This is a genomic window from Terrihalobacillus insolitus (genome assembly GCF_028416575.1).
Lineage (GTDB): Bacteria > Bacillota > Bacilli > Bacillales > Amphibacillaceae > Terrihalobacillus > Terrihalobacillus insolitus.
The window spans coordinates 34,623-57,060 of the sequence record NZ_JAMQKB010000012.1 but is presented as its reverse complement, the minus strand read 5'-3'; the positions used below and the strand labels follow the sequence as shown (position 1 = coordinate 57,060).

Here is a 22,438-nt window from a genome sequence, read left to right as displayed (position 1 = left end):
CGGAATTTTCTAGGCGGACTGAGAGGCTCTTATTTTCGGTAAAAAGCATCGTTTCCTTGGTTGAGCGGACTCACAGGCGCTTATTTGCTCTAAGCGGGCTATTTACGGCTGGCTTTTCGGCAATTAACGGCCTCTCAGTCCGCTAAACCCGCCAATTCCACCGTTTTTGGCCAAATAGCGGCCTCTCAGTCCGCGAAATTTTCTAGGCGGACTGAGAGGCTCTTATTTTCGGTAAAAAGCATCGTTTCCTTGGTTGAGCGGACTCACAGGCGCTTATTTGCTCTAAACGGGTTATTTTTGGCTGGCTTTTCGGCAATTAACGGCCTCTCAGTCCGCTAAACCCGACAATTCCACCGTTTTTGGCCAAATAGCGGCTTCTCAGTCCGCAAAATTTTCTAGGCGGACTGAGAGGCCCTTATTTTCGGTAAAAAGCATCGTTTCCTTGGTTGAGCGGACTCACAGGCGCTTATTTGCTCTAAGCGGGCTATTTACGGCTGGCTTTTCGGCAATTAGCGGCCTCTCAGTCCGCTAAACCCGACAATTCCACCGTTTTTGGCCAAATAGCGGCCTCTCAGTCCGCTAAAGATTCTAGGCGGACTGAGAGGCTGATACTTAAATAAGGATGAACAGTCTCCTACACTGTGCCACCTCGACCTGCTTGCCTCTAATTTGTCGACTTTTTGAACACGTACTTATAAAACCTTTCATTCTTTTGCGGTTTAAACACAAAAAAACGTAACCACTAACGGCTACGTTACTCTTGTATGTTTGATGGAGCATAGAGGGTTCGAACCGCTGACCGCTTCGCTGCCAGTGAAGCGCTCTCCCGCTTTTGTTACTTGCACTGCCCTAATTCGAACAAACTACAAAAGCCACTGATAATCCTGCCTACAATCTATAATATAATCAACATATACATGGCTGTTCTTTGTTTGATAAACCATAAGATAACGTTTTCCGAATAATAACTTCCGGTATTTATTACTTGGTATAGAGAGGTCAGAAAGCAATGGGTTTCGTTCTGGGATGGTTTCTAAGGATTTAGCTGAAACTGTAAAATCTTCAATAAGTTTTTCTGCAGCTTCATTACTTACATTAGTCAAAAACCTAGCATGAGATACGAGCATTTCAGTAGCTATATCCGAAATAATTACTGTATATCTTTTATCTGCTTTTTCCATTCATAACCTCTTTTATAGCATTCTTCATCATGGAAGCTACATCATCAATGGAATTACCTTGTTTTCCGTTTAACCTATCTTCTTCAGCTGCCACCAAATTTTCTCTTAATCTGAGCATGCTTTCACGTCTTGCAAACGCTTCAATATTCATCACAACTAAATCACCCTCCCCATTTCTAGTAAGATAGACTGGCTCTCCTGTTTCTTTACACATTTGTGAAATTTGATTATAATTTTTCCTGATTACTGCAGAAGGTTTAATATTCAATATTCACGCACACCCCGTAGTATTATTTGATACTCATCATATCCTTATTGTACTACAATATATGTTACAATATAAAGAACTTCACCTTTTTATGATTTAAATAAAAAAAACGCAACCTCACTTGGCTACGTTCTTGAAATCATATAGATGGAGCATAGCGGGCTCGAACCGCTGACCTCTTCGCTGCCAGCGAAGCGCTCTCCCAGCTGAGCTAATGCCCCATATATTCAAATCCCGCAAAATTTATTATAATGGACACTGAATTTTTTCGCAATAAGAAGATGGAAATTGCGCGAGACAAACTTTTAATCAAAATAAGCAGTCGCAAGGAAACGTTCCTTGCGACTGCTTATTTTTTCTTACCTTAAACCTTGGAAAATTGTTGTTCTTCTGTTGATCCTTTTAATGCGGTGGTTGACGATGTTCCACCTGATACTACTTGTGCAACTTCATCAAAATAACCTGTTCCGACTTCTCTCTGATGTCTGGTCGCTGTATATCCATCCGATTCAGCAGCAAACTCCTTTTGCTGCATTTCTGAATATGCTTCCATTCCTCTCTTTTTATACCCGTTTGCTAGATCAAACATACTATAGTTGAGTGCATGAAAACCTGCTAGTGTAACAAATTGGAATTTATAACCCAAATCCGCAATTTGCTGTTGGAACGTTTTAATCATTTGTTCATCTAATTTCTTTTTCCAATTGAACGAAGGAGAGCAGTTGTATGCCAAAGGTTTGCCAGGGAATTGCTCATGGATTGCATTTGCAAACTTTTTAGCCTGTTCTAGATTTGGTTCCGATGTTTCGCACCAAATTAAGTCCGCATATGGTGCATATGACAGTCCTCTTGCAATTGCTTGATCTATTCCAGATTTCGTTCGATAAAACCCCTCATCTGTAGTCTCACCAGTAATGAATTCTTTATCTCTTGGATCTATGTTACTCGTTATTAAGTCTGCTGCATCAGCATCCGTACGTGCAATTAAGACCGTTGGTACCCCCATTGTATCTGCTGCAAGTCGCGCCGATATTAAGTTTCGAACAGCCGTTTGAGTTGGCAAGAGTACTTTTCCACCTAAATGACCGCACTTTTTCTCAGAGGACAGTTGATCCTCAAAATGTACGGCTGACGCACCTGCTTCAATCATCGCTTTCATTAGCTCAAAAACGTTTAGTTGTCCTCCAAATCCTGCTTCTGCATCCGCTACAATAGGTAAAAAATAATCGATTTCATCTTTTCCATCAAGGTGTTGAATCTGGTCTGCTCTTTGGAGCGCTTGATTGATTCGTTTTACTACATGCGGAACACTGTTCGCGGGGTACAGACTTTGGTCGGGATACATATGACCAGAAAGGTTGGCATCTGCCGCTACTTGCCAGCCACTCAAATAGACTGCTTTTAACCCTGCCTTTGCTTGTTGAACCGCTTGATTTCCAGTAAGTGCTCCTAATGCATGAATATAGGGCTCTGTTTGGAGAAGATCCCAAAATTTCTGTGCACCTTTTCTTGCCAGTGTATACTCGATATCAATTGAACCTCTTAACCGTACAACCTCTTCTGCAGAATACGGTCTCGTTATATCCTTCCAACGCTTTTCGTTTTCCCACATTACTTCCAACTCATGAACCCGTTCTTTACTCAAATTTAAATCCCCCTAACAATAATTCATAACAAATCACCATCTGTTATAATACACATAATTTACTCTTCGCATTTTGCCATGCATCGTTCACACTCAAACAAATATGATTCGTGTTGCTCTTCAATTTCACAACCACACTCCCGACAAATCTTTTTAGGCAAGTTTCGGTAGAATGATAGTGGTAACATGCTATCCCCTCCTTTTTGTCTTCTGTTGTACTATAACAGTATTGTATTATAACAATTTATAAAATGTCAATACTGTTATATAATATACTTTAAAATCTATCGAATTTTTTGAAAATAGGCCTTTAAAAGACATTGCAACAGTGTAAGAAGATCGAAGCGAACTCGTTTCAGCAAGCTGAAACATCAGGTAATCAGATGGAATCTCGACTCCACCTGATCGGAAATTCCCACCTACACTTCGCTTAGAGATGGGCGTCTAAAACCCTAAAACCACTTATAGATTAATATCAGTCTGAAGAACTTGTGCAAAAAGGATAAAACTATATCTAATGATGATTAAATGGTAAACTGATTAGGTACACACGCATAACATAGGAGGACTTACACATGAATGTACTAACGTATAGCGACGAAATAAGAAGAGCTCTTATCGAAAACAAACCAATTGTCGCACTAGAATCTACGATCATTTCACACGGGATGCCTTATCCAGAAAACATCAAGATGGCTCTTGAAGTCGAACAAATAATCAAAGATGAAGGTGCTGTTCCCGCAACGATTGCCATCATGGACGGTCAAATTAAAATTGGATTAACAAAGGATGAAATCGAGCGGCTCGGAACCGAAGATGACGTAGTAAAAACAAGCGTCCGCGATTTGCCAGGCGTGTTAGCAAAAGAACTTACCGGCGCAACAACAGTGGCTACAACCGCCTATGCTGCACATCAAGCAGGAATTAGATTTTTTGCAACTGGTGGATTAGGTGGGGTACATCGTGATGTTGCTGAACACTTAGATATTTCAGCCGATTTAGTCCAACTAGCAAAAAGCAATATTTGTATTGTTTCTGCTGGCGTTAAATCTATTTTAGATATACCGAAAACACTGGAGTTTTTAGAAACGCTTGGGGTACCTGTATATGGGTATGAGACAGATCGTTATCCTGGATTCTATTTCCGCGAGACGGATCAAGTCGTAGAATCCATTACACGTGATGAACTTGCAGCATTAATGAAAGTCAAAGATCACCTAAACATGAAACAGGCTGTCCATGTTGCCGTTCCAGTTCCAAACCAGGATGCCATGGACCGTGAATTCATCCAAGGTATTATTGATAAAGCATTAATTCAAGCCAACAAAAAAGACATTAAAGGAAAAGACATTACCCCGTTTTTACTTAGTCATATTAAAGATCAAACGGAAGGAGAAAGTTTGAAAACAAACATCTCCCTCATGAAAAACAATGCAAAGGTTGCCGCTCAGTTTGCGGTTCGTTATAAGCAATGATTACGGTTGTCGGCGACTTAGTTGTTGATCTGGTGGTTAAGCACCATGGTGGTAACTACGCTACGGATGCACCTGCATTGATTACAACCCATGCAGGTGGACAAGCCAATCACGTCGCTGCCTGGATCGCTATAAATGAAGAGCCTGTCACCTTGATTGGCCGTGTCGGACAAGATCTGTACGGTGATTTTCTCCTGAATGATGCGGAAAAGCTTGGGGTTACCTTAGCAGTTGATCGTGACGCATCTTTAGAAACGGGAAAAATAGTCCTTCTTGTAGATGGTGAAAATAGTGAACGTTCGATGTTCACAGACAGAGGCGCAAACGCGGCACTAAATGTCGATCAAGTAAAACGAGTAGCGCCAACGATTATGTCAAGTAACTGCATCTATGTTTCAGGTTATAGTCTGTTTGAATCTAAAACACGGGAAGCTAGCATGTTTGCAAAGGAAACGGCTCTGGAGCATAACATTATGATAGCAGTTGACCCGAGTTCAACTTATTTCTTAGAACAACACAAAGAATGGATGTTAGATTTTATTCAGCATACCGATTTCTTTTTTCCTAATTTGGAGGAAGGGATTCTGTTAACGGGTCAAAAAGATCCCGCTAAAATAATGGCCGCATTACGTGAATGGGTGAAATACCCTATTTTAAAACTTGGTTCAGATGGGTGTATGTTTTATCAAGATGACCTTCTTAACCATCTTCCAGCTAAAAATGTTACAGCGGTGGATACTACTGGTGCAGGTGATTCCTTTATCGGATCCTTCCTAGCAAACTACATGAAAACAAATAGTGTCGAAAAGGCTGCCATTACCGCAACAAACACAGCGGCGATCACCGTACAAAAATACGGTGGCCGTCCATAAAATAGCGGTTTTTCGTCTCTGCTTTACCGCACGAATGGATTAGATTTACTGTCAGTTGTAATATATGACTTTCCTGATACTTTCACATCATAGGTGTTTCCATCTGTGGTAATAACAATATTGCCAGATTTTGCTGTGGAATAAATGGTTGACCCAACTTGCTGTAAATTTTCAATCACTCTGTCTACTGGATGCCCAAATTCATTATTTGGCCCATACGTCAATATGGCCGCCTCTGGATCCACTTTCTGCAGAAATTCAAAAGAACTAGATGAGTCTGATCCGTGGTGGCCAACCTTTACAATTTCCGAACGTAGATTGTATCGATCGAGTAAATATTGTTCTTGATCGATCTCAACGTCACCCATTAATAAAAAATCAATAGAGCCATATTTTACAGAAAGGACAAGTGATGCTTGGTTGTTTGTTTTCATAAAGCGATAATCATTTAACACTTTTATGTCGATTTTTGGATCCAGTTCAATTTTTTGACCTTCTTGTGCAAGTTCAACTGGAATATTATGTTTTTTAATTTGGTTTATATAATCATAGTACATCTCTGTTGTATGAAGCTTCCCACTATCTAACACTTTTTTTACATTTAATTCTTCCAAAACATGTGCAAGACCACCAACATGGTCAACATCTGGATGCGTTGAAACGACGAGATCAATGGTGGTGATCCCCTCTTTTTTTAAATAGCGAACTACATCTTTTCCTTTTGACGGGGCACCACCATCAATGAGCATGTTTTTGCCATTCGGTGTTTCGATCAAAATACTATCTCCTTGCCCAACATCAATAAAGTGAACCTTCATTTCTTTATTTCGAGGCTCACTTGTTTTCGTGTTCAAAATAAAATCCCATGGTTGATAGCTATTCACATGTGATTCAGCAGTAGCATGAGACATAGGAATCTGAGGTATGATGAAGGTAAGAATGAATACGAGCAATAGAATCCTCCAATTTGGCACTTTTGTCACCCCTCAAAATTCTTTATAGTGTAGTTCAAAAAGTCGGCAAATTAGAAGGTCGACTAATGTCCCACGTCCTGTGGCAACGCCTGCATGACCCACATCGTGTGGACCCGAGATGCGCAGCTTATCATTTGGTGACTTTTTGAACAACCTCTTATATAGTACTTTTAGAATTAGAATTATGGCGGGTTTTTATTCTAGTGAACAAGTCTCATCTTTTTTATGCTCAACTACAAAAGGAAGCCCAGTGACTGGACTTCCTTTTTGAAGTTGCGTTCTGTTATTGCGTTTTATTTTGCTGGGACTGGGCATTCGCTTGTGCTTGTTGAACTTGTTGTTGCGCCTGTTGAACCTGTTGCTGTGCTTGTTGTAACTGCTGGTTTTGTTGAGCATTTGCACCTGCTTGTTGTTGTGCTTGTTGCACTTGCTGTTGCGCTTGCTGCAACTGCTGTTGTGCTTGTTGCAGTTGTTGTGGATTAGCACTTGCTTGTGCTTGCTGTACAGCCTGCTGTGCCTGTTGTGCAGATTGAACAGCTTGTTGTAATTGTTGTTGGTTTTGTTGTGCCATGATTCATACACCCTCCTAATTTTTTAAACTTACAAGAGTTAGGGTGTGCAATTGTAATTCGTTTACTCGGAAAAAAAGCAGTTTTTTTACTTTTCTATACGTGCAATGGCCAACTACGGCTAAGCAATCACAGAGTTTTCTTGACTATCCCTTGATAACCTTTACCTCTTCATTAATAAGCGATACTCTCACGTTCGTGACATTCTCTTCATCTAAGACTAAGTCTGTAATCCCATCCTCTACCTTTTCTTGGATGACACGTCGTAGCGGTCGCGCGCCATAGCGTGGATCATATCCTATTTTTGCAAGATGTTGTTTCGCTTCTTCATCAACTTCAATTGTTACTCCCTCTTCTTGCAAGTTCCCCTTTAGCTCAGCTAACATGAGGTCGACTATTTGTACTAGATCGTCCTGCAACAATTCGTTAAATGGAATGATCGCATCGAATCGGTTAAGAAATTCCGGCTTAAAGTATCCACTTAACGATTCGAGGAAAGAGGATGATTCATGTTCTGTTTTTTCAAAGCCTACTTTAACTTGTTTCTGTCCTGTTCCGGCATTACTTGTCATAATAATCACGGTTTCCTTAAAACTAACTCTACGACCATGACTGTCGGTTAAATGTCCATCCTCCATGATTTGGAGGAACATGTGTTGAACATCTGGATGCGCTTTTTCGATTTCGTCTAGTAATATTAAGCTGTATGGGTTACGACGTACATGCTCAGTTAGTTGCCCAGCTTCATCATGACCCACATAGCCAGGAGGTGAACCAATAATTTTTGAAACGGAATGTTTTTCCATATATTCACTCATATCTAAGCGAATCAGTGAATCCTTTGTACCAAATAACTCTTCTGCTAAGGCTTTTGTTAGCTCGGTTTTTCCTACTCCAGTTGGTCCAACAAATAAGAATGTACCTATTGGACGTTGTTTCGATTTTAAGCCAGCACGGCTACGGCGTACTGCTTTTGCTACTTTATGGACAGCAGTTTCTTGCCCAATAACTTTAGAAGCTAAGTTGTTAGCTAAGTTTTTCATCTTCACTTGTTCATCCGATTGGATTTTTCTTACTGGTATACCTGTTTTCTCTTCTATAATCGCTTGAATGTGCTCTACCGTTACTTCCACATTTGCAGCTTCTTCGTTTGCCTCACTAAGCTGCTTTTCTAATTTAATTTCTTGGTGACGAAGCTTTGCGGCACGCTCATAGTCCTCTTTTTCAGCAGCTTCTTGCTTCTCTTTTGCTAATTGATCCAAGCTTTCTTGTATGGTCTGTTTATCTGTCTCACTGTTTTCAAGATTTAATCGTGACCCAGCTTCATCGATTAAATCAATTGCCTTATCTGGCAAAAAGCGATCCTGCAAATAACGTTTTGATAGGGTTACTGCACTACGAATCGCCTCCTCTGTGTACCGAACCTGATGATAGGCCTCGTACCTTTCTTTCAATCCAGTAAGAATTTGCACAGCCTCTTCAATTGCTGGTTCTTTGACCATGATTGGTTGGAAGCGTCGTTCAAGTGCTGCATCCTTTTCAATTTTTCTATATTCATTTAAAGTTGTTGCACCAATTACCTGTAGTTCTCCTCTAGCTAATGCTGGTTTTAGAATATTACCTGCGTCCATTTGGGAGCTTTCTGCTGTACCTGCTCCTACTAGCAAATGGATTTCATCTATGAATAAAATCACATTTTTACGTTGCTGTAATTCCGAAATGAGTTGTTTCATCCGTTCTTCAAATTGACCGCGAATTCCTGTATTAGCTACAAGAGAAGCAACATCTAGTAAATATACTTCTTTGCTTCTAAGCTTAGACGGAACATCTCCTTCAACAATTTTAAGAGCCAATCCTTCAGCAATTGCTGTTTTACCAACACCAGGTTCACCGATCAAAACTGGGTTATTTTTGTTTCGACGGTTTAATGTTTCTGTCACTCGTTTTATTTCCTTATCTCTACCAATCACTGGATCAATTAGGCCTGTACGTGCTGCATTCGTTACATTTCTACCTAGTTCGTCTAATAGACCTGAGCCTTTTTGGTTTGTGTCATTTTGTTGCTGCTGTTGTTGGAACCCAGAAAAAGCTTGGTTATTACCACCAAAAAATTGACTGAAAAAGTCATTCGATCCTGTATTTTTATAAAAATTAGATGGATTTGTTGCTTGTTTTTTTATTTGACGAAAACATGTTTCACATATTTGTAAATGCTGCATTTGGTTATTCACTTGAAGGGTTACATTCATTGTTGCTTCACGCTGTCCACAGTGTTGACATTGCATGGATTCTTCCTCCTTCGTTATATACTTGCTAAAGGTTTCATTAGTTTAACTATGTTTAACCTTTGACTATATTTGACCTTTGACTCTATTATAATTTGACCTTCTTTGACTTTCAACCCTTTTGCTTATATTTTTATGTAAAAAAATTGGATAAACTCTTACCATTGTTCTTCTTTACGGATGCAATCAAGTTTTGTTCGGGGTCAGAAAGATGAATGGAGGATATCGGTTAAATAACCGATTTCATAAAAAACCCCGAAAAGCATTTGTGCCTTTCAGGATTTGGAAGGATGGATTAGTTTACATCTGTCATATCTTTCGTTGGTTGATTTCCAACCATGGACTGATAAATGTCTTCAAGAGACCAAGTTTTTCCCTTATTATCTTTATAAACGATGTGTTCACCTCTAAAATGCACAGGTGAATCGAGACCAGCTGCTGCAGCAATTCGAAAAAGACCTTTCCGCATCGTAATAACATAATTTGCTGTTCGGTATTTCTTTTCATCAATCACAAGTGCCTTTTGTAAATCTGGGTCTGTCGTTGCAACACCAACTGGACAAACATTGGAAGCGCATTTTAATGTTTGAATACAACCAACTGTTATCATAAACCCTCTCGCAATATTTACAAGATCTGCGCCCATGGCCAAAGCAATGGCGATTCGGTCAGGTGAAAATAGTTTCCCTGATGCAATAAGCTTCACTTTATGGCGCACCCCTTGCATTCTAAGGGCGTGGTCAACTAATGGCAATGCAGAACGAATTGGTAGTCCTACACTGTCTGCTAGTTCCTGATAAGATGCACCAGTACCACCTTCCCCACCGTCAATTGTGATGAAATCTGGGGCTTTACCTGTATCTTTGATTTGTTTTGCTAATTGTTCGGCTTCATGATGGCTCCCTATGACCACTTTCATTCCAACTGGTTTACCTGAATGTTTACGAATTTTTTCGATAAAGTCAAATAAGGAAGGCAGATCACTAAATTCACGAAACCGATTTGGGCTATCTATGGACTGATACGGCTCAACCATCCTTATTTTCGCAATTTCTGGGGTAACCTTTTCTGCGTCAACATGGCCACCTCTTGTTTTCGCACCTTGGGCTAATTTTAATTCAAATGCCTTTATCTGTGGTATTTTGCTTTTTTCTAATAATGCATCCCAGCTAAAATTCCCTTCTTTATCTCTTACCCCAAATAGGCCTGGGCCAATCTGCATAATAATATCAACCCCACCTTTTAAGTGGTAATCGGATAATCCCCCTTCACCTGTATTCATCCATGTTCCTTGGGCAATTCCTAATCCTTCAGACAGAGCCGTTATGGCACGATGACCTAGGGAACCATAACTCATGGCGGACATACCAATTTGGCCTCTGACACGAAATGGTTGTTCTGCTTTTTCACCGATAACAATCGTGTCTTTGTCGTTGAGTAAATATGCGGTTGACTCATGTTTTTCTAAGCGTTCTTCTCTTTGTGTAAACAATGGATCCTTAATTAATAAGTAACGGTTAGTCGTAACCTTTGTACCTTGATCTATTTCTAGTTCTTCAGTCAACTTCGGAAACAGTGAATTACGGACATAAAAGCCTTGTTCTTCAAAATCTCGCTGGGATCCGAAACCGATGACGTCCCGCTTATATTTCGCTTTTCTAACAATGTGTTGATATTCATTACGAGAAAAAGGTTTTCCTTCCCTGTCATTGTTAAACCAATACTGCCGTAATTCGGGACCAATTTGTTCGAAAAAATACCTTACCCGTCCAAGCAACGGATAATTACGTAAAATTGGATGTTGCTTTTGTGTGCGATCGATAAAGTATAAGTATAATCCTATTACAATTAGAATAAAAAGTATAATTGCCAGTATGAAAAAACCAACAATTATAAGTAAATTTGCTAAATTCATATGCAATCCTCCATATTTCATTCTTTGAATAGGATTACCACTTAATCAATATCTATTCTTCATAGAAAAAGAAAGAGCTTAAGCTCTTTCTTTTTTTTATAAATTTCAAATATTACTGCTTTGCCTTTTCTTTTTGCCTTAATTCGATCCGTCTTATTTTTCCTGACGTTGTTTTCGGTAAATCTTGAATAAACTCTATTTTTCTTGGATATTTATATGGTGCCGTATGAGCCTTAACATGATCTTGAAGCTCTTTTACTAGCTCATCTGACTGATTAACGCCTCCCTTTAACACGACAAATGCTTTTACGATATTCCCTCTTACCTCATCGGGACTTGCTACTACAGCACATTCCTGTACAGATGGATGCTTAACCAAGGCATCCTCTACCTCAAAAGGACCAATCGTATAGCCAGAGCTGATAATGATGTCATCGCTTCTACCTTCAAACCAAAAGTAGCCATCCTCATCTTTACTAGCTTGATCCCCTGTAACATAATAGTCCCCTCGATGTGCCATTTTTGTACGCTCAATATCCTTGTAATACATTTTGAAAAGGGCTGGGCTATCGATTTGTACAGCAATATCGCCTACTTCACCGACTGCAACCTCTTTTCCATCTTCATCAATGATCGCAACATCATTACCTGGGGTCGGCTTTCCCATTGAACCCGGTTTAACTTCCATGTCTTTCATTACACCGACTAATAGTGTATTTTCTGTTTGCCCGTATCCATCACGTACCGTTACATCAAAATATTTTTGGAAGGTATCGATTACTTCTCGATTTAATGGCTCTCCTGCAGAAACTGCACTATGTAGAGCAGGTAAGTGATAGTCATTTAAGTTGTCTACCTTTGCCATTAAGCGATACTCGGTCGGTGTACAGCAAAGGACATTAATATTATGTCGTTCCAAAAGGCTTAAATATTTTTTCGGATCAAACTTCCCCTGATAAATGAAACCTGTCGCACCTGTTCCAAGAACCGAAAGAAACGGACTCCACACCCATTTTTGCCAGCCTGGACCTGCAGTTGCCCAAACACGGTCACCCTCATTTATACATAGCCAATTTTCGGGTGCAGTTTTTAAATGAGCATATCCCCATCCATGTGTATGAACGACCCCTTTTGGATTGCCCGTTGTTCCTGAAGTGTACGACAAAAATGCCATATCATCTCGGGAAGTTTTCGTCATTTCCAATTTATCCGACGCCTGCTCCATAAGCGCCTCCAAATCCTCCCAGTCGTTCGGAAGTGTTTGACTAGCTCCAAAGGTAAACTTCTTTATATTGTTTGCTTGTGGAATGTCCTTAAATTGATCAATAAATGGTACAAATGAAACAATCGCACTGACTTCCCCATGAGAAATGCGATATGCCAAATCCTTTGTTTTAAGCATTTCAGAGCTTGGAATAATCACAAGGCCTGTCTTTAAGGCAGCCAAGTATACCTCATACGCCATAATTAGACGTGGAATCATTACGAGTACTTTATCTCCTTTGCGTAGTCCACTAGCTTTGAAAACGTTACCAATCCTGTTTACATTTTTTTGTAGTTCGCTATAGGTTTTTTCTTCTGTGTTTCCTTGTTCATCTTCCCAAATCAACGCCGTTCGTGTAGGGTCATCTGTAAAACGTTCAAATTCTGTTAAAATATTATACTGTTCCGGAGCAATCAAGTCTAAATTATTCATCATATCCACCCCAATATGTTATTTTAAATGTCTCTCCTTTATCCTATCAAATATTCAAAATCTTTTAAAATGTTTTGTTAAAATAGATAAAGAAAAAAGCCTTACTGTTCTAAAAAGTGCCTCTCCCGGCATTGATCAAACGTTTGTTTAAAAGTGTGAAAGGGCTTTTATAAAGAAAGAAAAAATTCATGCATTCGATATAAAGAAATGATCTTGGAATTGTGTTATGATATGGAAAAAGAGGAGTGGGAAATATGGAAACGAAAGTCGACGTTCATCTGAACAATAAACAGTCATTGGAACTCTCAGCTAAAAGACTAGTCATTTACCAGTATACGAAGATTATTGAAGCAATGGACACGAACCAAAACACATACTATCTTTTCTTTTTTAAAGATAACTACCTTACTGGTCATAAATTAAAGACGATTATGATGGGTTCCTATCTGCACAAGGCGCTTACCAATGGCATTGAATTTGACGGAGATCATCCAATCACTACCTCCCTGTTAGAAAACCGTAAATCGTTTATCATTAATCGCCCTCATCTATTTTTAAAAAAGGCTGAAAAATCCTATTCTAAACAAGAATTGGCCTTCATTTATACCATTCTCGATACCATCCTTACGAAAGAAAGTGTAAAAAAATATTTAAAGGAAATGTTTTACCAATACAGACGAGATGGTAAACTGCAAGCTGCATACAAACTGTTACTCATGTATGTGGATGTTGATCCGTCCGATCCGTTTGGCAATGACTTAAAAAATAGTCTGCAGTTCCAGACGTACAAAGAAAAATATAAGAACAAAGATTGGCTCGTTCAATATGATCCCGATTACTTAGAAAAAAAAGCTTTCTCCCAACTTGATGATTCTTCCTTTTATAAACATCTTTTATCCATGCTTGAACAGCAAGGACGATATATGGATCTACTTGCCATTAGAACAAAGATGCTCCAGTATACTTCTCACCAAGAAAACCTTATTGCAATAAAAGAATTGATCGCAACACATTTTGATGAGAAAAATCAGTTAAACTTTCTCCAATATCTTGCACGAACAAATCCAAATGTCCCAGAATTTGCGCAAGCACTTTTGCATGCATATACACAAGCGAAAGCGCATGATGCTGTCGTCAAATTCGTGACCGAATACAGAATAAATGTGACACCCGCCCAAAAAGAAGCTATGAAACAAAGTTTTTTAACTGCTTCTCTTGATACGTTTACCCCACTATTTGATTCTTTACATCATTGTATTATCCATTTCTTTCAGGATGAAAAAAGCATACTAGAAAAAATAGTTACTCGTTGTGTTTCCGCATTCCTGCAACAATATAACCTCGATTCCATAAAAATTTGGTTCACACCGTTTCATGAAAAAGGTTTTCATTTGGCAATAGAGCAAAAGCTTGATTTGATGAAGCAATATGAAGACGACCCAGATCAGCAGTTAGCATTAGGCGAACTGTATCTTTTGTTTCAGCAACCCGAAAAATCGATTGAGTGCTTTAAATGGGAAATGGAACTAAATCCTGATAACCCAATCCCAGTACGGAAGCTTATTAAATTGTATCAGGACTTAGGGAATTCTGAGGAAGCAAAAGCTTATCAACAGCTGTTAGTTATATAAGTACTTGTTTAAAAGTGACAAACAATAAGCGGCGCATCCAGGCGATCAAGACGCATTCGGGGCTGAAAACCAGACGTACGCGCTCTCATCCGCGCAATCAAGACGCATTCGGGGCTGAAATCCAGACGTACGCGCTCTCATCCGCGCGATCAAGACGCATTCGGGGCTGAAAACCAGACGTACGCGCTCTCATCCAGGCGATCAAGACGCATTCGGGGCTGAAAACCAGACGTACGCGCTCTCATCCGGGCAATCAAGACGCATTCGGGGCTGAAATCCGGACGTACGCGCTCTCATCCAGGCGATCAAGACGCATTCGGGGTTGAAAACCAGACGTACGCGCTCTCATCCAGGCGATCAAGACGCATTCGGGGCTGAAAACCAGACGTACGCGCTCTCATCCGGGCAATCAAGACGCATTCGGGGCTGAAAACCAGACGTACGCACGTCCTGCCCCATCTGCTCGCTTTTAATTATCTTGTTTTTCATACGAAAATTAGTAACTTTAATCCTTTTTTCATTCATTGTGGTGACTGATAAGCCATGAAGGTTTTTGAACACGCACTAGTAGATAAAGATCTATTCAATACTTCTCCAAAGTGTAATAGAAGCATAGCTTTGGTATGGTGACCAATCACTGCTTAAAACGTTCATTTCGTCTATGGTTGGCTTTCGATCCATCTGAAAGTAACGTTTTAACGCATTTTGAATTCCAATGTCTGCTCGTGGAAATAAGTCTTTTCTTCCTAGTGCAAAAAGAAGCCAGTTCTCTGCTGTCCATTTGCCGATGCCACGAATTTTAACGAGTTGGGATAAGATGACTTGATCATTTTCTTTAGCAAGTGTGTCTAATTCAAGTTCCCCATCTACGATCATTCGCGATGTATCAATGACATATTCTGCTTTTCTTTGGCTGAATTGATAATTTCTTAGTGCTTCATATGGCAACGATGCAATGGTTTCAGGTGTTGGATCAAACCAAACACCATTCACACATTCACCATAGTGTTGAACAAAACGAGAAGTTAGCGTATGAGCAAATTTTAGATTTAATTGTTGATGAATAATCACCTTCATAAGAGAGCCGTATAAGTCAAAGTCTTTAATGATCGGGGTACCGGGGTACATATCAAATAGTTGATTTAAATTTGTCTCCTTAAAATGGCGCTTCACCTCCATTAAATCAACATCCCATTGGAACAAATGGGAAATATGTTTCAGTAGCACATCCTGTTGTTCTTTACTATTACTTGATATCTCAAAGGCTGGATTGTCTGTCGTCCCAATCCCCTTAACCCGAACAACATGCTGCTCATCTCCCAATCTTACTGGGACATCTACCCACCTTTGTGTCTGGTCCATGTGGGTTAGCGGATCCATGGCTAAGCGTTGCAATGCATAATCAAAATCGTACACCCCGTTGTTGTTATAGACTTTAGACCACATAATCTCTCTCCCTTTGATATCTTTTTGAATTCATTTTACCTAAGAAACGGTTAAAAGTCTAAAGGCAGGCGAACTCGTTTCAGCAAGCTGAAACTTCGGGGAATCAGATGGAGTCTCGACTCCACCTGATTGGAAATTCTCACCTACGCTTCGCTTAAAACCATTTAAAGATTAAAAAGAAAAGATGTATGCCTCCTGTAGTGACATACATCTTTTCTTCGTTATAATCCGAGAATGGATCTTGGAACCATGTTCTTCATCATTAAATCATCTAAGGATTGAAACGTATAGCCTCGTTTTCTAAGTTCGTCAATTAAATGCTCCAGTGCATCTGCGTTGTCCTTAGAAACGGTGTGAAGCAAAATAACTGCTCCTGGATGCATTTGCTTTATTACCTTCTTATATGCTTGTTGCCACCCTTGTTCCTTTCCTTTGTTCCAATCAACTAATGCTAGCGACCAAAACACGTTCATGTAACCAAGGTCTTGGGTAATGGATAAGGTTCGTTCACTAAATACACCTTTAGGAGGGCGAAGATATTTCATCGTTTTTTGCTCGGAAATATCCGCAACCGCATCTTCTAGTTTTCTTAATTCCTTTTCAATTCTTTGTTTTGATACAGAGGTTAAATTCTCTGGATGACGGTAGGTATGGTTGCCAATAATATGCCCTTCCTTCACCATTCTTTTAATCAATTCTGGTTGGCTCTTTACATAATGACCTGTAACGAAAAATGTCGCCGGTACCTTTTTTTTCTTCAATACATCTAAAATTTTACTTGTATGACCTGCTTCATATCCATTGTCAAACGTTAGATAAACGACCTTGTCCCCAGAGTCGTCTATATAGATCCCATTATATTTACTCAGTATTTGTTTATATTTCCCTACTTCTGGAGGTTCATTATTATCCTTTTTGTTGAATCCCCAGCCATATGTCTTGTTACTTTCACCATACACAAAGTTAGGTGAAATGAGGAACATGAACATGGACATTATGATAAGGTTAACGATTATATTCTTCACTTTGATCACCCAAACTTATTTTTTATCAGGTAGGTTTTTTTATTCAACATTCTACTTCCATTCGCTCCGATCTTTCCCAAGTGATATAATAGCGAAAACGAGTCTCTTTTGGAGGAAATGAACATGAATTGGAGCAAATTTGAAATATATAGTCAAGGTTTTTTTGACAACACGATAACTCAAATCTTAATTGGGGCTGGGTTTGTTTTTCTTATCGTTATTTTGTTTAAACGAATAATCCGATCATTTTTTGAAAAAACGAGCTTTATAGAAGAACGTAAAGAGCAAACAATCGAGTCCATGTTAAATTCTTTGATTCGTTACGTTGCTACATTTGGTCTCATTGTTTATGTCCTCTCCGTTTTTGAAGTACCTGTTGGAAAAGTCCTTGCAGGTGCTGGTGTAATTGGAATCATCCTTGGTTTTGGTGCACAGAGTTTAATAAAAGACTTACTCGCTGGCATCTTTCTTTTGTACGAAAAGCAACTACATAAGGGTGATTGGATTAAGGTTAATAATAGCTTCCAAGGAATAGTGGAAGATGTAGGGTTACGTTTTTTAAAGGTCAGAAAATGGGCTGGTGAATTGGTAACTATTAGTAATGGACAGGTGCAAACAATCGAAAACTTTAACATCGATAAAATGCGTGTGATTGAATCTGTTACTACAAGCTTTTACGAAGACCCAAAAAAAGTATTTCAAACGTTGGAGGAAGCAGTTGCTCGATTAAACTCGGAATTGGATTTATTTTTAAAAAAAGATCCCTTAGGCAAAGTAATAGAGCAATACCAGGTGTACGGAATGTCTTCTCTTAACGATCAATTTCAAGGTTATCAATACACCGTAACCGGACTTTGCAATGATGAAATCTATTGGACGGCTGCAAAAGAAACAAGACGGATAATTGCGGAAACATTGTATAAAAACAACATTCAGATGGCGGAACAACGTGTTGAAGTAAAACAATCGATTTCCAGATCAAGTTCGAATGAAATTTAAAAAGAAAACAAGGTACCTAATTTGAAAAGTACCTTGTTTTGATGCTTACTTAGTTAAGTTTGAAGGAAAAAGAAATGTGATCTTGAATCGGAATCCATGCACCAATTCCTTGTTTCGTAACATTTTTAATCATTAGCTTCTTGTCTGAACCTTTTAATTTAATGTAAACCTCACCAAAGGTAACCTTTCCTTTTTCACTAACAGCAGGAGAATATGCATTGAGATTACCAATTTTTTTTGTTGGTACCACATAGGAATTATCTTTTTTTGTCCCTTTCCCGATTACAGTATGAAAGGAAAGAGGAAGATCCGTATGCTTCTGTGCCTCCAACAGAATCATTTTTTTCACTTCGTCAGGACTTTGAATTTTGGCTGTTAGAGCGCCCTTTACATGTTTTTCCTGTTCTTGTATATAGTTCATTTTTTCTTGGTTTTTACCGCCTAAATTGTTTAATTGGTTTGTATTCACTTTTTGGTACTCCCAGTTAATATTCATTTCTTCTGATTCATAGCTTAGTGGCCAATGACCCAAATAGATCATTCCACGGTAACCAAATGCGATTGGAGATGGATTCAATGAAGTTTCATTTAACATTTTGATCAAACTTGGATTATTGATTTCTATATCGACCTCGTTGATTAACTCCTCAACCAGTTCGCTTGGCTCCAAAACAACCTGATCTTTCGTTGAATTTGGATACGTATTTTCTTTTGAAATATTCAATACATGACTCGGAATCTTACTGTTTTTTTCCTTATCTTTTTGGTCTAGCTCCTTTGCTGCCGATGGTAATGGATAAAAGATGGTAATCATCAAGGCAATAATAGCAAGCCATTTCAATTGTTTCATCTGTCCCAATCCTTTCTCTAGAGGATGTTTTGGGTATAGTATTTTCGTGATGCTTGCGTATTATACAATTAGAATATTCTATAGAAGAAAGAAAAGGTAAGAAAACTGGCTCTATCTGCCTTTTTGATCTTTTTTAATCTGTTCTATTTCAGCATTTATTTCTCCACCTATAATGATAATCATTCCAGAAATAAAAAACCAAACCATGAGAACGATCACACCACCCAAGCTTCCGTACATGGCAGTATAGTTACCCATTGTATTCACATAGTAGGAAAAGGCTAGTGATACCAACTGCCAGCCAATTGTTCCAAACACTGCACCTGGAAAGGCATGATGAAACGACACAAATTGGTTAGGCGCAAGCTTGTAAAGACTGAGAAGCACGATAAAAAACACGATGGATGAAATAATCCACCTGATCATATTCCACCAATCTACAAAATCGTTCGATAAACCAACAAAGGAAAAAAGATAAACACCAATCGCCTTCCCAAATATCGGAAGTAAAAAGGCAATGACAATAACAAATATCATGGCAATCGTTAATACTATCGAAATGATGCGTGATAGATAAAAAGGACGATCCTCTTCTACTTCATATGCTGAATTGAAAGCACGCATAATGGCGTTAATACCATTAGAAGCGGCCCAGATAGTCCCTATGATTCCAAAGGAAAGTAGTCCACCATCACGGCGACTTACAATTTCTGAAAGGTTTTGGTTGATCATTTCTGCGGTTTGGGTTGGTGCATAATTGTTTAGAAAACGAAGTATATCAACTTGTTCAATTGGTAAAAAGCCGACTAGGGTAATTAAAAAAAATAAAAACGGAAACAAGGAAAGTAAAAAGAAATAGGAGAGTTGTGCAGCAAGTCCTACCAAATCATCATTCATGATCCGCATCATTAAGCGTGTTGTAAATGTCACGATTACTTGCACAGTCCCCCTCCTTACTTTTTGGATCTTTTGAACATCCTCTTTAATGAACAGAGTTTTTATCATATACCGTATCACTACTGTATACGCTCTCGACTGAACCCTTGTTTGCTTCCAATTGGCTAAGCTTGTCAAGCGTTTCTTGTATTTGTGTTAAAACAGCCAATACACTGTTTGCCTTTGAGGAAAGTTGGAAAGTAGAACTCTCATAAAAATCGCGCACTTCATTCATTACTTCTGATGGATGTTGAACATAAAACCGAGACCGCTTTCCGGCAGATTTGACATCGGACCAAACATCATTCCGAGTATCTTTGTCCAAAAGTGTTACGAAGCCCCCAACAACTGCACCAATTGCCATTCCTTTAAAAAAACGCTGTCTCGCCATATCCTTGCCTCCTTATAATTGCTTTCATTCTTATCCCTATTCTTTTGCTCTTCAACAAAGTATTTATTATTCAATCGTTTGCGTCATTTCCAATAATTTCTCAAAATTATCTGATGTTGTTGGTCTACTGAAATAATAACCTTGATAATAGTCACAGTTCTCTTCTGTTAAAAACTGCAAAATTTCGGGTTCTTCTACTCCTTCTGCAACCACTTTTAACCCAAAGGTATGTGCAAGCTGAATCATAGCCTTCACTATTTTCGCATTACCACTTTCTGTCGTTACATCCCGAACAAAGGATTGATCAATTTTTAAATGGTTGATTGGAAATTTACGCAAATACCAAAAAGACGAATACCCTGTACCGAAATCATCAATCGATAGGGAAACTCCCATTTCGCGCAAATCGTTCATTGTTTGAATACAGTCTTCCGTATTTTGCATGACACTATTTTCCGTTATTTCAAGCTCCAAATATGCGGCTGGAAGACCTGTTTCCTGTAGAATTTGATTGATTGTACGAGCAAAATTCACACGTTGTAGGTCACTTGCCGATATATTCACTGCTATTTGTAGTGGTTTAAATCCTTTTTTTATCCATGAGACGTTCTGCTCGCAAGCCTCTCGGATTACCCATTCACTGAGTTGTGAAATAATCCCTGTTTCTTCCGCCAATGGAATAAACCTTGTTGGTGGAATAAAACCTTTTTCGTTATGGAACCACCTTGTTAATGCTTCCATTCCAATGATTTGACCCGATTTCACATCTACTTTCGGTTGATAATATAAGGCCAAATCATTATTTGCTAGCGCTTTTCGTAATTCTCCCTCTAACAAAATAAGATCATTATAGGACTGATTCATTTTTGGTGAATAAAACAATTTGTTGTTTCGTCCATTTACTTTACAATAATGCATGGCTATTCCCGCATGATTAATTAATTCATCTGTTGTAATGCCCGGATTACCGTACCGGCTAATCCCAATGGAACAAGTAATGAAAAATTCTTTACCAACTAGTTTAATCGGTTGCTGAACTGTTTTCAAAATGGCATTCGCTAGAGTCTCTAACATTTCTGTATCTACTGTATGTCTAATTACAATAATTAATTCATCACCACCAAACCGATAAACACTTCCGTAATCGGCCACTACGCTTTTTATTCTGTCTGAAATCGTCACAATCACCTGATCCCCAGCGAATTGACCTAATGCATCATTGATATATTTTAAGCGATCAAGATCACAGTAAAAGATAGTAAACGGCTGACTAATTACTGTACGTTGGATTAAATTATCTAAATCATCTCGAAGCTTAGTTCGATTCGGCAGATCTGTTAACGGATCATGGTATGCCATATGTTTAATTTTCCACTCTGCTTCTTCATTAGACGTAATATCTACGGACGATCCAATGACTTCTACTACTTTTCCAGATTGGATAATTGGTGATAACGCCGTATAAATAAAATAGTCCTTATACCTATGTTTGTATGAAACTTCCTTTCCTTCAAAAGCTTGTTCATATTTTTCTTTTAAAAAGGCTGTTTTTGTTTCATCAAAAAAGTTACAGATACGCATTGGAGTATCTAACTCTATTGTTAAGCCTAATTTTTGTGACAGTTTACCTGAAATCAGCGTATAATAATATGTATTGTCTTCATTCCTTACTACCTTAAAGACAAGGTTCACTAAAGCCTTTACAGTTCTATTAAAATCATTTTTTAGTGTATCTATCCGTTCTACTTCTTCACGTTTTTGATCTGTTATATCTGTACGAAATGCAATGTAGGCATACGGTTGCTTCTCTTCGTTTAGTAATGGGACAATCGTCGTTTTTAACCAATGTGTAGAACCATCTTTTTTTCTATTTTTGATTTCACCTGTCCATACATTACCTGTTGAAATGGTATCCCATAGGTGAACAAAAAAGGCTTGATCATGGTAGTCACTTTTCAGTGTACGATGGTTTCTGCCTAATAATTCGGTTTTAGAGAATCCTGTAAGTGCACAAAAATTCTGATCCGCATAGATAATGATATCATCTGCATCTGTGACAACAATGGTGGTAAACATACTCAGAGCGTGCAAAAAGTCTTGGTGAAGTTTCCTGTTTTCGTCTATATGCAGTTTGAGTTTGTTGAAAAGTGTTCCTGAATCCGTGTCCATTCTGCTCATTTCAAGTGTTTGAAAAAATGACTGGATAGCTTGTAGATCAGGAACCTCTTCAAAATTAATTTTTTTCATATGTTTTCACCTTTATTATTTAGTCCATCTCAC

General features: G+C 38.7%; 19 protein-coding genes and 1 tRNA gene. 4 read left to right on the top strand and 16 right to left on the bottom strand.

What is annotated here, in order from left to right; genetic code table 11:
* Positions 1 to 863: 863 nt before the first annotated feature.
* The 5 genes from NC797_RS12215 to yhfH all read right to left on the bottom strand — a co-directional run bounded on the left by NC797_RS12215 (position 864) and on the right by yhfH (position 3,282).
* The gene (locus tag NC797_RS12215; protein WP_272437072.1) at positions 864 to 1,181 is read right to left on the bottom strand and encodes a type II toxin-antitoxin system RelE/ParE family toxin; all 318 of its coding nucleotides are present in this window, start codon (positions 1,179 to 1,181) and stop codon (positions 864 to 866) included.
* Complete coding sequence (locus NC797_RS12210; RefSeq protein ID WP_272437071.1) at positions 1,165 to 1,449, bottom strand: type II toxin-antitoxin system Phd/YefM family antitoxin; 285 nt, start codon at positions 1,447 to 1,449, stop codon at positions 1,165 to 1,167. The genes NC797_RS12215 and NC797_RS12210 overlap by 17 nt, the downstream gene beginning before the upstream one ends.
* Positions 1,450 to 1,597: 148 nt before the next feature.
* Positions 1,598 to 1,670, bottom strand: a tRNA-Ala gene (locus NC797_RS12205).
* Positions 1,671 to 1,813: 143 nt separating this feature from the next.
* Positions 1,814 to 3,094: an isocitrate lyase gene (aceA, locus tag NC797_RS12200; protein WP_272437070.1), complete on the bottom strand. Its 1,281-nt coding sequence runs from the start codon at positions 3,092 to 3,094 to the stop codon at positions 1,814 to 1,816.
* Between the two features lie 59 nt (positions 3,095 to 3,153).
* Positions 3,154 to 3,282, bottom strand: a complete 129-nt coding sequence (gene yhfH, locus NC797_RS12195; RefSeq protein ID WP_272437069.1) for a protein YhfH — start codon at positions 3,280 to 3,282, stop codon at positions 3,154 to 3,156.
* A gap of 387 nt (positions 3,283 to 3,669) precedes the next feature.
* On the opposite strand from yhfH, the gene NC797_RS12190 reads away from it, so the two are divergent.
* A complete protein-coding gene (locus NC797_RS12190; RefSeq protein ID WP_272437068.1) occupies positions 3,670 to 4,569 on the top strand; it encodes a pseudouridine-5'-phosphate glycosidase in 900 nt (299 codons plus the stop codon).
* The gene (locus NC797_RS12185; protein WP_272437067.1) at positions 4,566 to 5,441 is read left to right on the top strand and encodes a carbohydrate kinase family protein; all 876 of its coding nucleotides are present in this window, start codon (positions 4,566 to 4,568) and stop codon (positions 5,439 to 5,441) included. The genes NC797_RS12190 and NC797_RS12185 overlap by 4 nt, the downstream gene beginning before the upstream one ends.
* A 23-nt stretch (positions 5,442 to 5,464) precedes the next feature.
* Here the strand turns inward: NC797_RS12185 and NC797_RS12180 are convergent, their stop codons facing one another.
* From NC797_RS12180 to mbcS, 5 genes are all read right to left on the bottom strand, one after another.
* Entirely contained in the window at positions 5,465 to 6,415 is a 951-nt protein-coding gene (locus NC797_RS12180) for a ComEC/Rec2 family competence protein (RefSeq protein WP_272437066.1), read from the bottom strand.
* 283 nt (positions 6,416 to 6,698) lie between these two features.
* Positions 6,699 to 6,986 (bottom strand): hypothetical protein, encoded by a 288-nt coding sequence (locus NC797_RS12175; RefSeq protein ID WP_272437065.1) that lies wholly within the window; start codon positions 6,984 to 6,986, stop codon positions 6,699 to 6,701.
* Positions 6,987 to 7,130: 144 nt separating this feature from the next.
* The gene (locus NC797_RS12170; protein WP_272437064.1) at positions 7,131 to 9,269 is read right to left on the bottom strand and encodes an ATP-dependent Clp protease ATP-binding subunit; all 2,139 of its coding nucleotides are present in this window, start codon (positions 9,267 to 9,269) and stop codon (positions 7,131 to 7,133) included.
* Positions 9,270 to 9,564: 295 nt separating this feature from the next.
* Positions 9,565 to 11,184, bottom strand: a complete 1,620-nt coding sequence (locus NC797_RS12165) for an FMN-binding glutamate synthase family protein (RefSeq protein WP_272437063.1) — start codon at positions 11,182 to 11,184, stop codon at positions 9,565 to 9,567.
* A 112-nt stretch (positions 11,185 to 11,296) separates the two neighbouring features.
* Complete coding sequence (gene mbcS / locus NC797_RS12160; RefSeq protein ID WP_272437061.1) at positions 11,297 to 12,880, bottom strand: acyl-CoA synthetase MbcS; 1,584 nt, start codon at positions 12,878 to 12,880, stop codon at positions 11,297 to 11,299.
* A gap of 254 nt (positions 12,881 to 13,134) precedes the next feature.
* Here mbcS and NC797_RS12155 point away from each other — a divergent pair, with 254 nt between their 5' ends.
* The gene (locus NC797_RS12155; RefSeq protein ID WP_272437060.1) at positions 13,135 to 14,511 is read left to right on the top strand and encodes a tetratricopeptide repeat protein; all 1,377 of its coding nucleotides are present in this window, start codon (positions 13,135 to 13,137) and stop codon (positions 14,509 to 14,511) included.
* Positions 14,512 to 15,090: 579 nt separating this feature from the next.
* Here the strand turns inward: NC797_RS12155 and NC797_RS12150 are convergent.
* Together NC797_RS12150 and pdaA are read right to left on the bottom strand one after the other, a co-directional pair.
* Entirely contained in the window at positions 15,091 to 15,957 is an 867-nt protein-coding gene (locus NC797_RS12150) for a DNA-3-methyladenine glycosylase family protein (protein WP_272437059.1), read from the bottom strand.
* Positions 15,958 to 16,178: 221 nt separating this feature from the next.
* Entirely contained in the window at positions 16,179 to 16,982 is an 804-nt protein-coding gene (pdaA, locus tag NC797_RS12145; RefSeq protein WP_272437058.1) for a delta-lactam-biosynthetic de-N-acetylase, read from the bottom strand.
* Between the two features lie 123 nt (positions 16,983 to 17,105).
* On the opposite strand from pdaA, the gene NC797_RS12140 reads away from it, so the two are divergent.
* Entirely contained in the window at positions 17,106 to 17,981 is an 876-nt protein-coding gene (locus NC797_RS12140) for a mechanosensitive ion channel family protein (protein ID WP_272437057.1), read from the top strand.
* A 49-nt stretch (positions 17,982 to 18,030) separates the two neighbouring features.
* Here NC797_RS12140 and NC797_RS12135 read toward each other — a convergent pair whose 3' ends face one another.
* From NC797_RS12135 to NC797_RS12120, 4 genes are all read right to left on the bottom strand, one after another.
* A complete protein-coding gene (locus NC797_RS12135; RefSeq protein WP_272437056.1) occupies positions 18,031 to 18,831 on the bottom strand; it encodes a YfkD famly protein in 801 nt (266 codons plus the stop codon).
* A gap of 111 nt (positions 18,832 to 18,942) precedes the next feature.
* Positions 18,943 to 19,773, bottom strand: coding sequence for a YihY/virulence factor BrkB family protein (locus NC797_RS12130; protein WP_272437055.1), 831 nt, complete (start codon positions 19,771 to 19,773; stop codon positions 18,943 to 18,945).
* Positions 19,774 to 19,813: 40 nt separating this feature from the next.
* A complete protein-coding gene (locus NC797_RS12125; protein ID WP_272437054.1) occupies positions 19,814 to 20,158 on the bottom strand; it encodes a hypothetical protein in 345 nt (114 codons plus the stop codon).
* Positions 20,159 to 20,224: 66 nt separating this feature from the next.
* Positions 20,225 to 22,405 (bottom strand): sensor domain-containing protein, encoded by a 2,181-nt coding sequence (locus tag NC797_RS12120; RefSeq protein ID WP_272437053.1) that lies wholly within the window; start codon positions 22,403 to 22,405, stop codon positions 20,225 to 20,227.
* Positions 22,406 to 22,438: the final 33 nt, after the last annotated feature.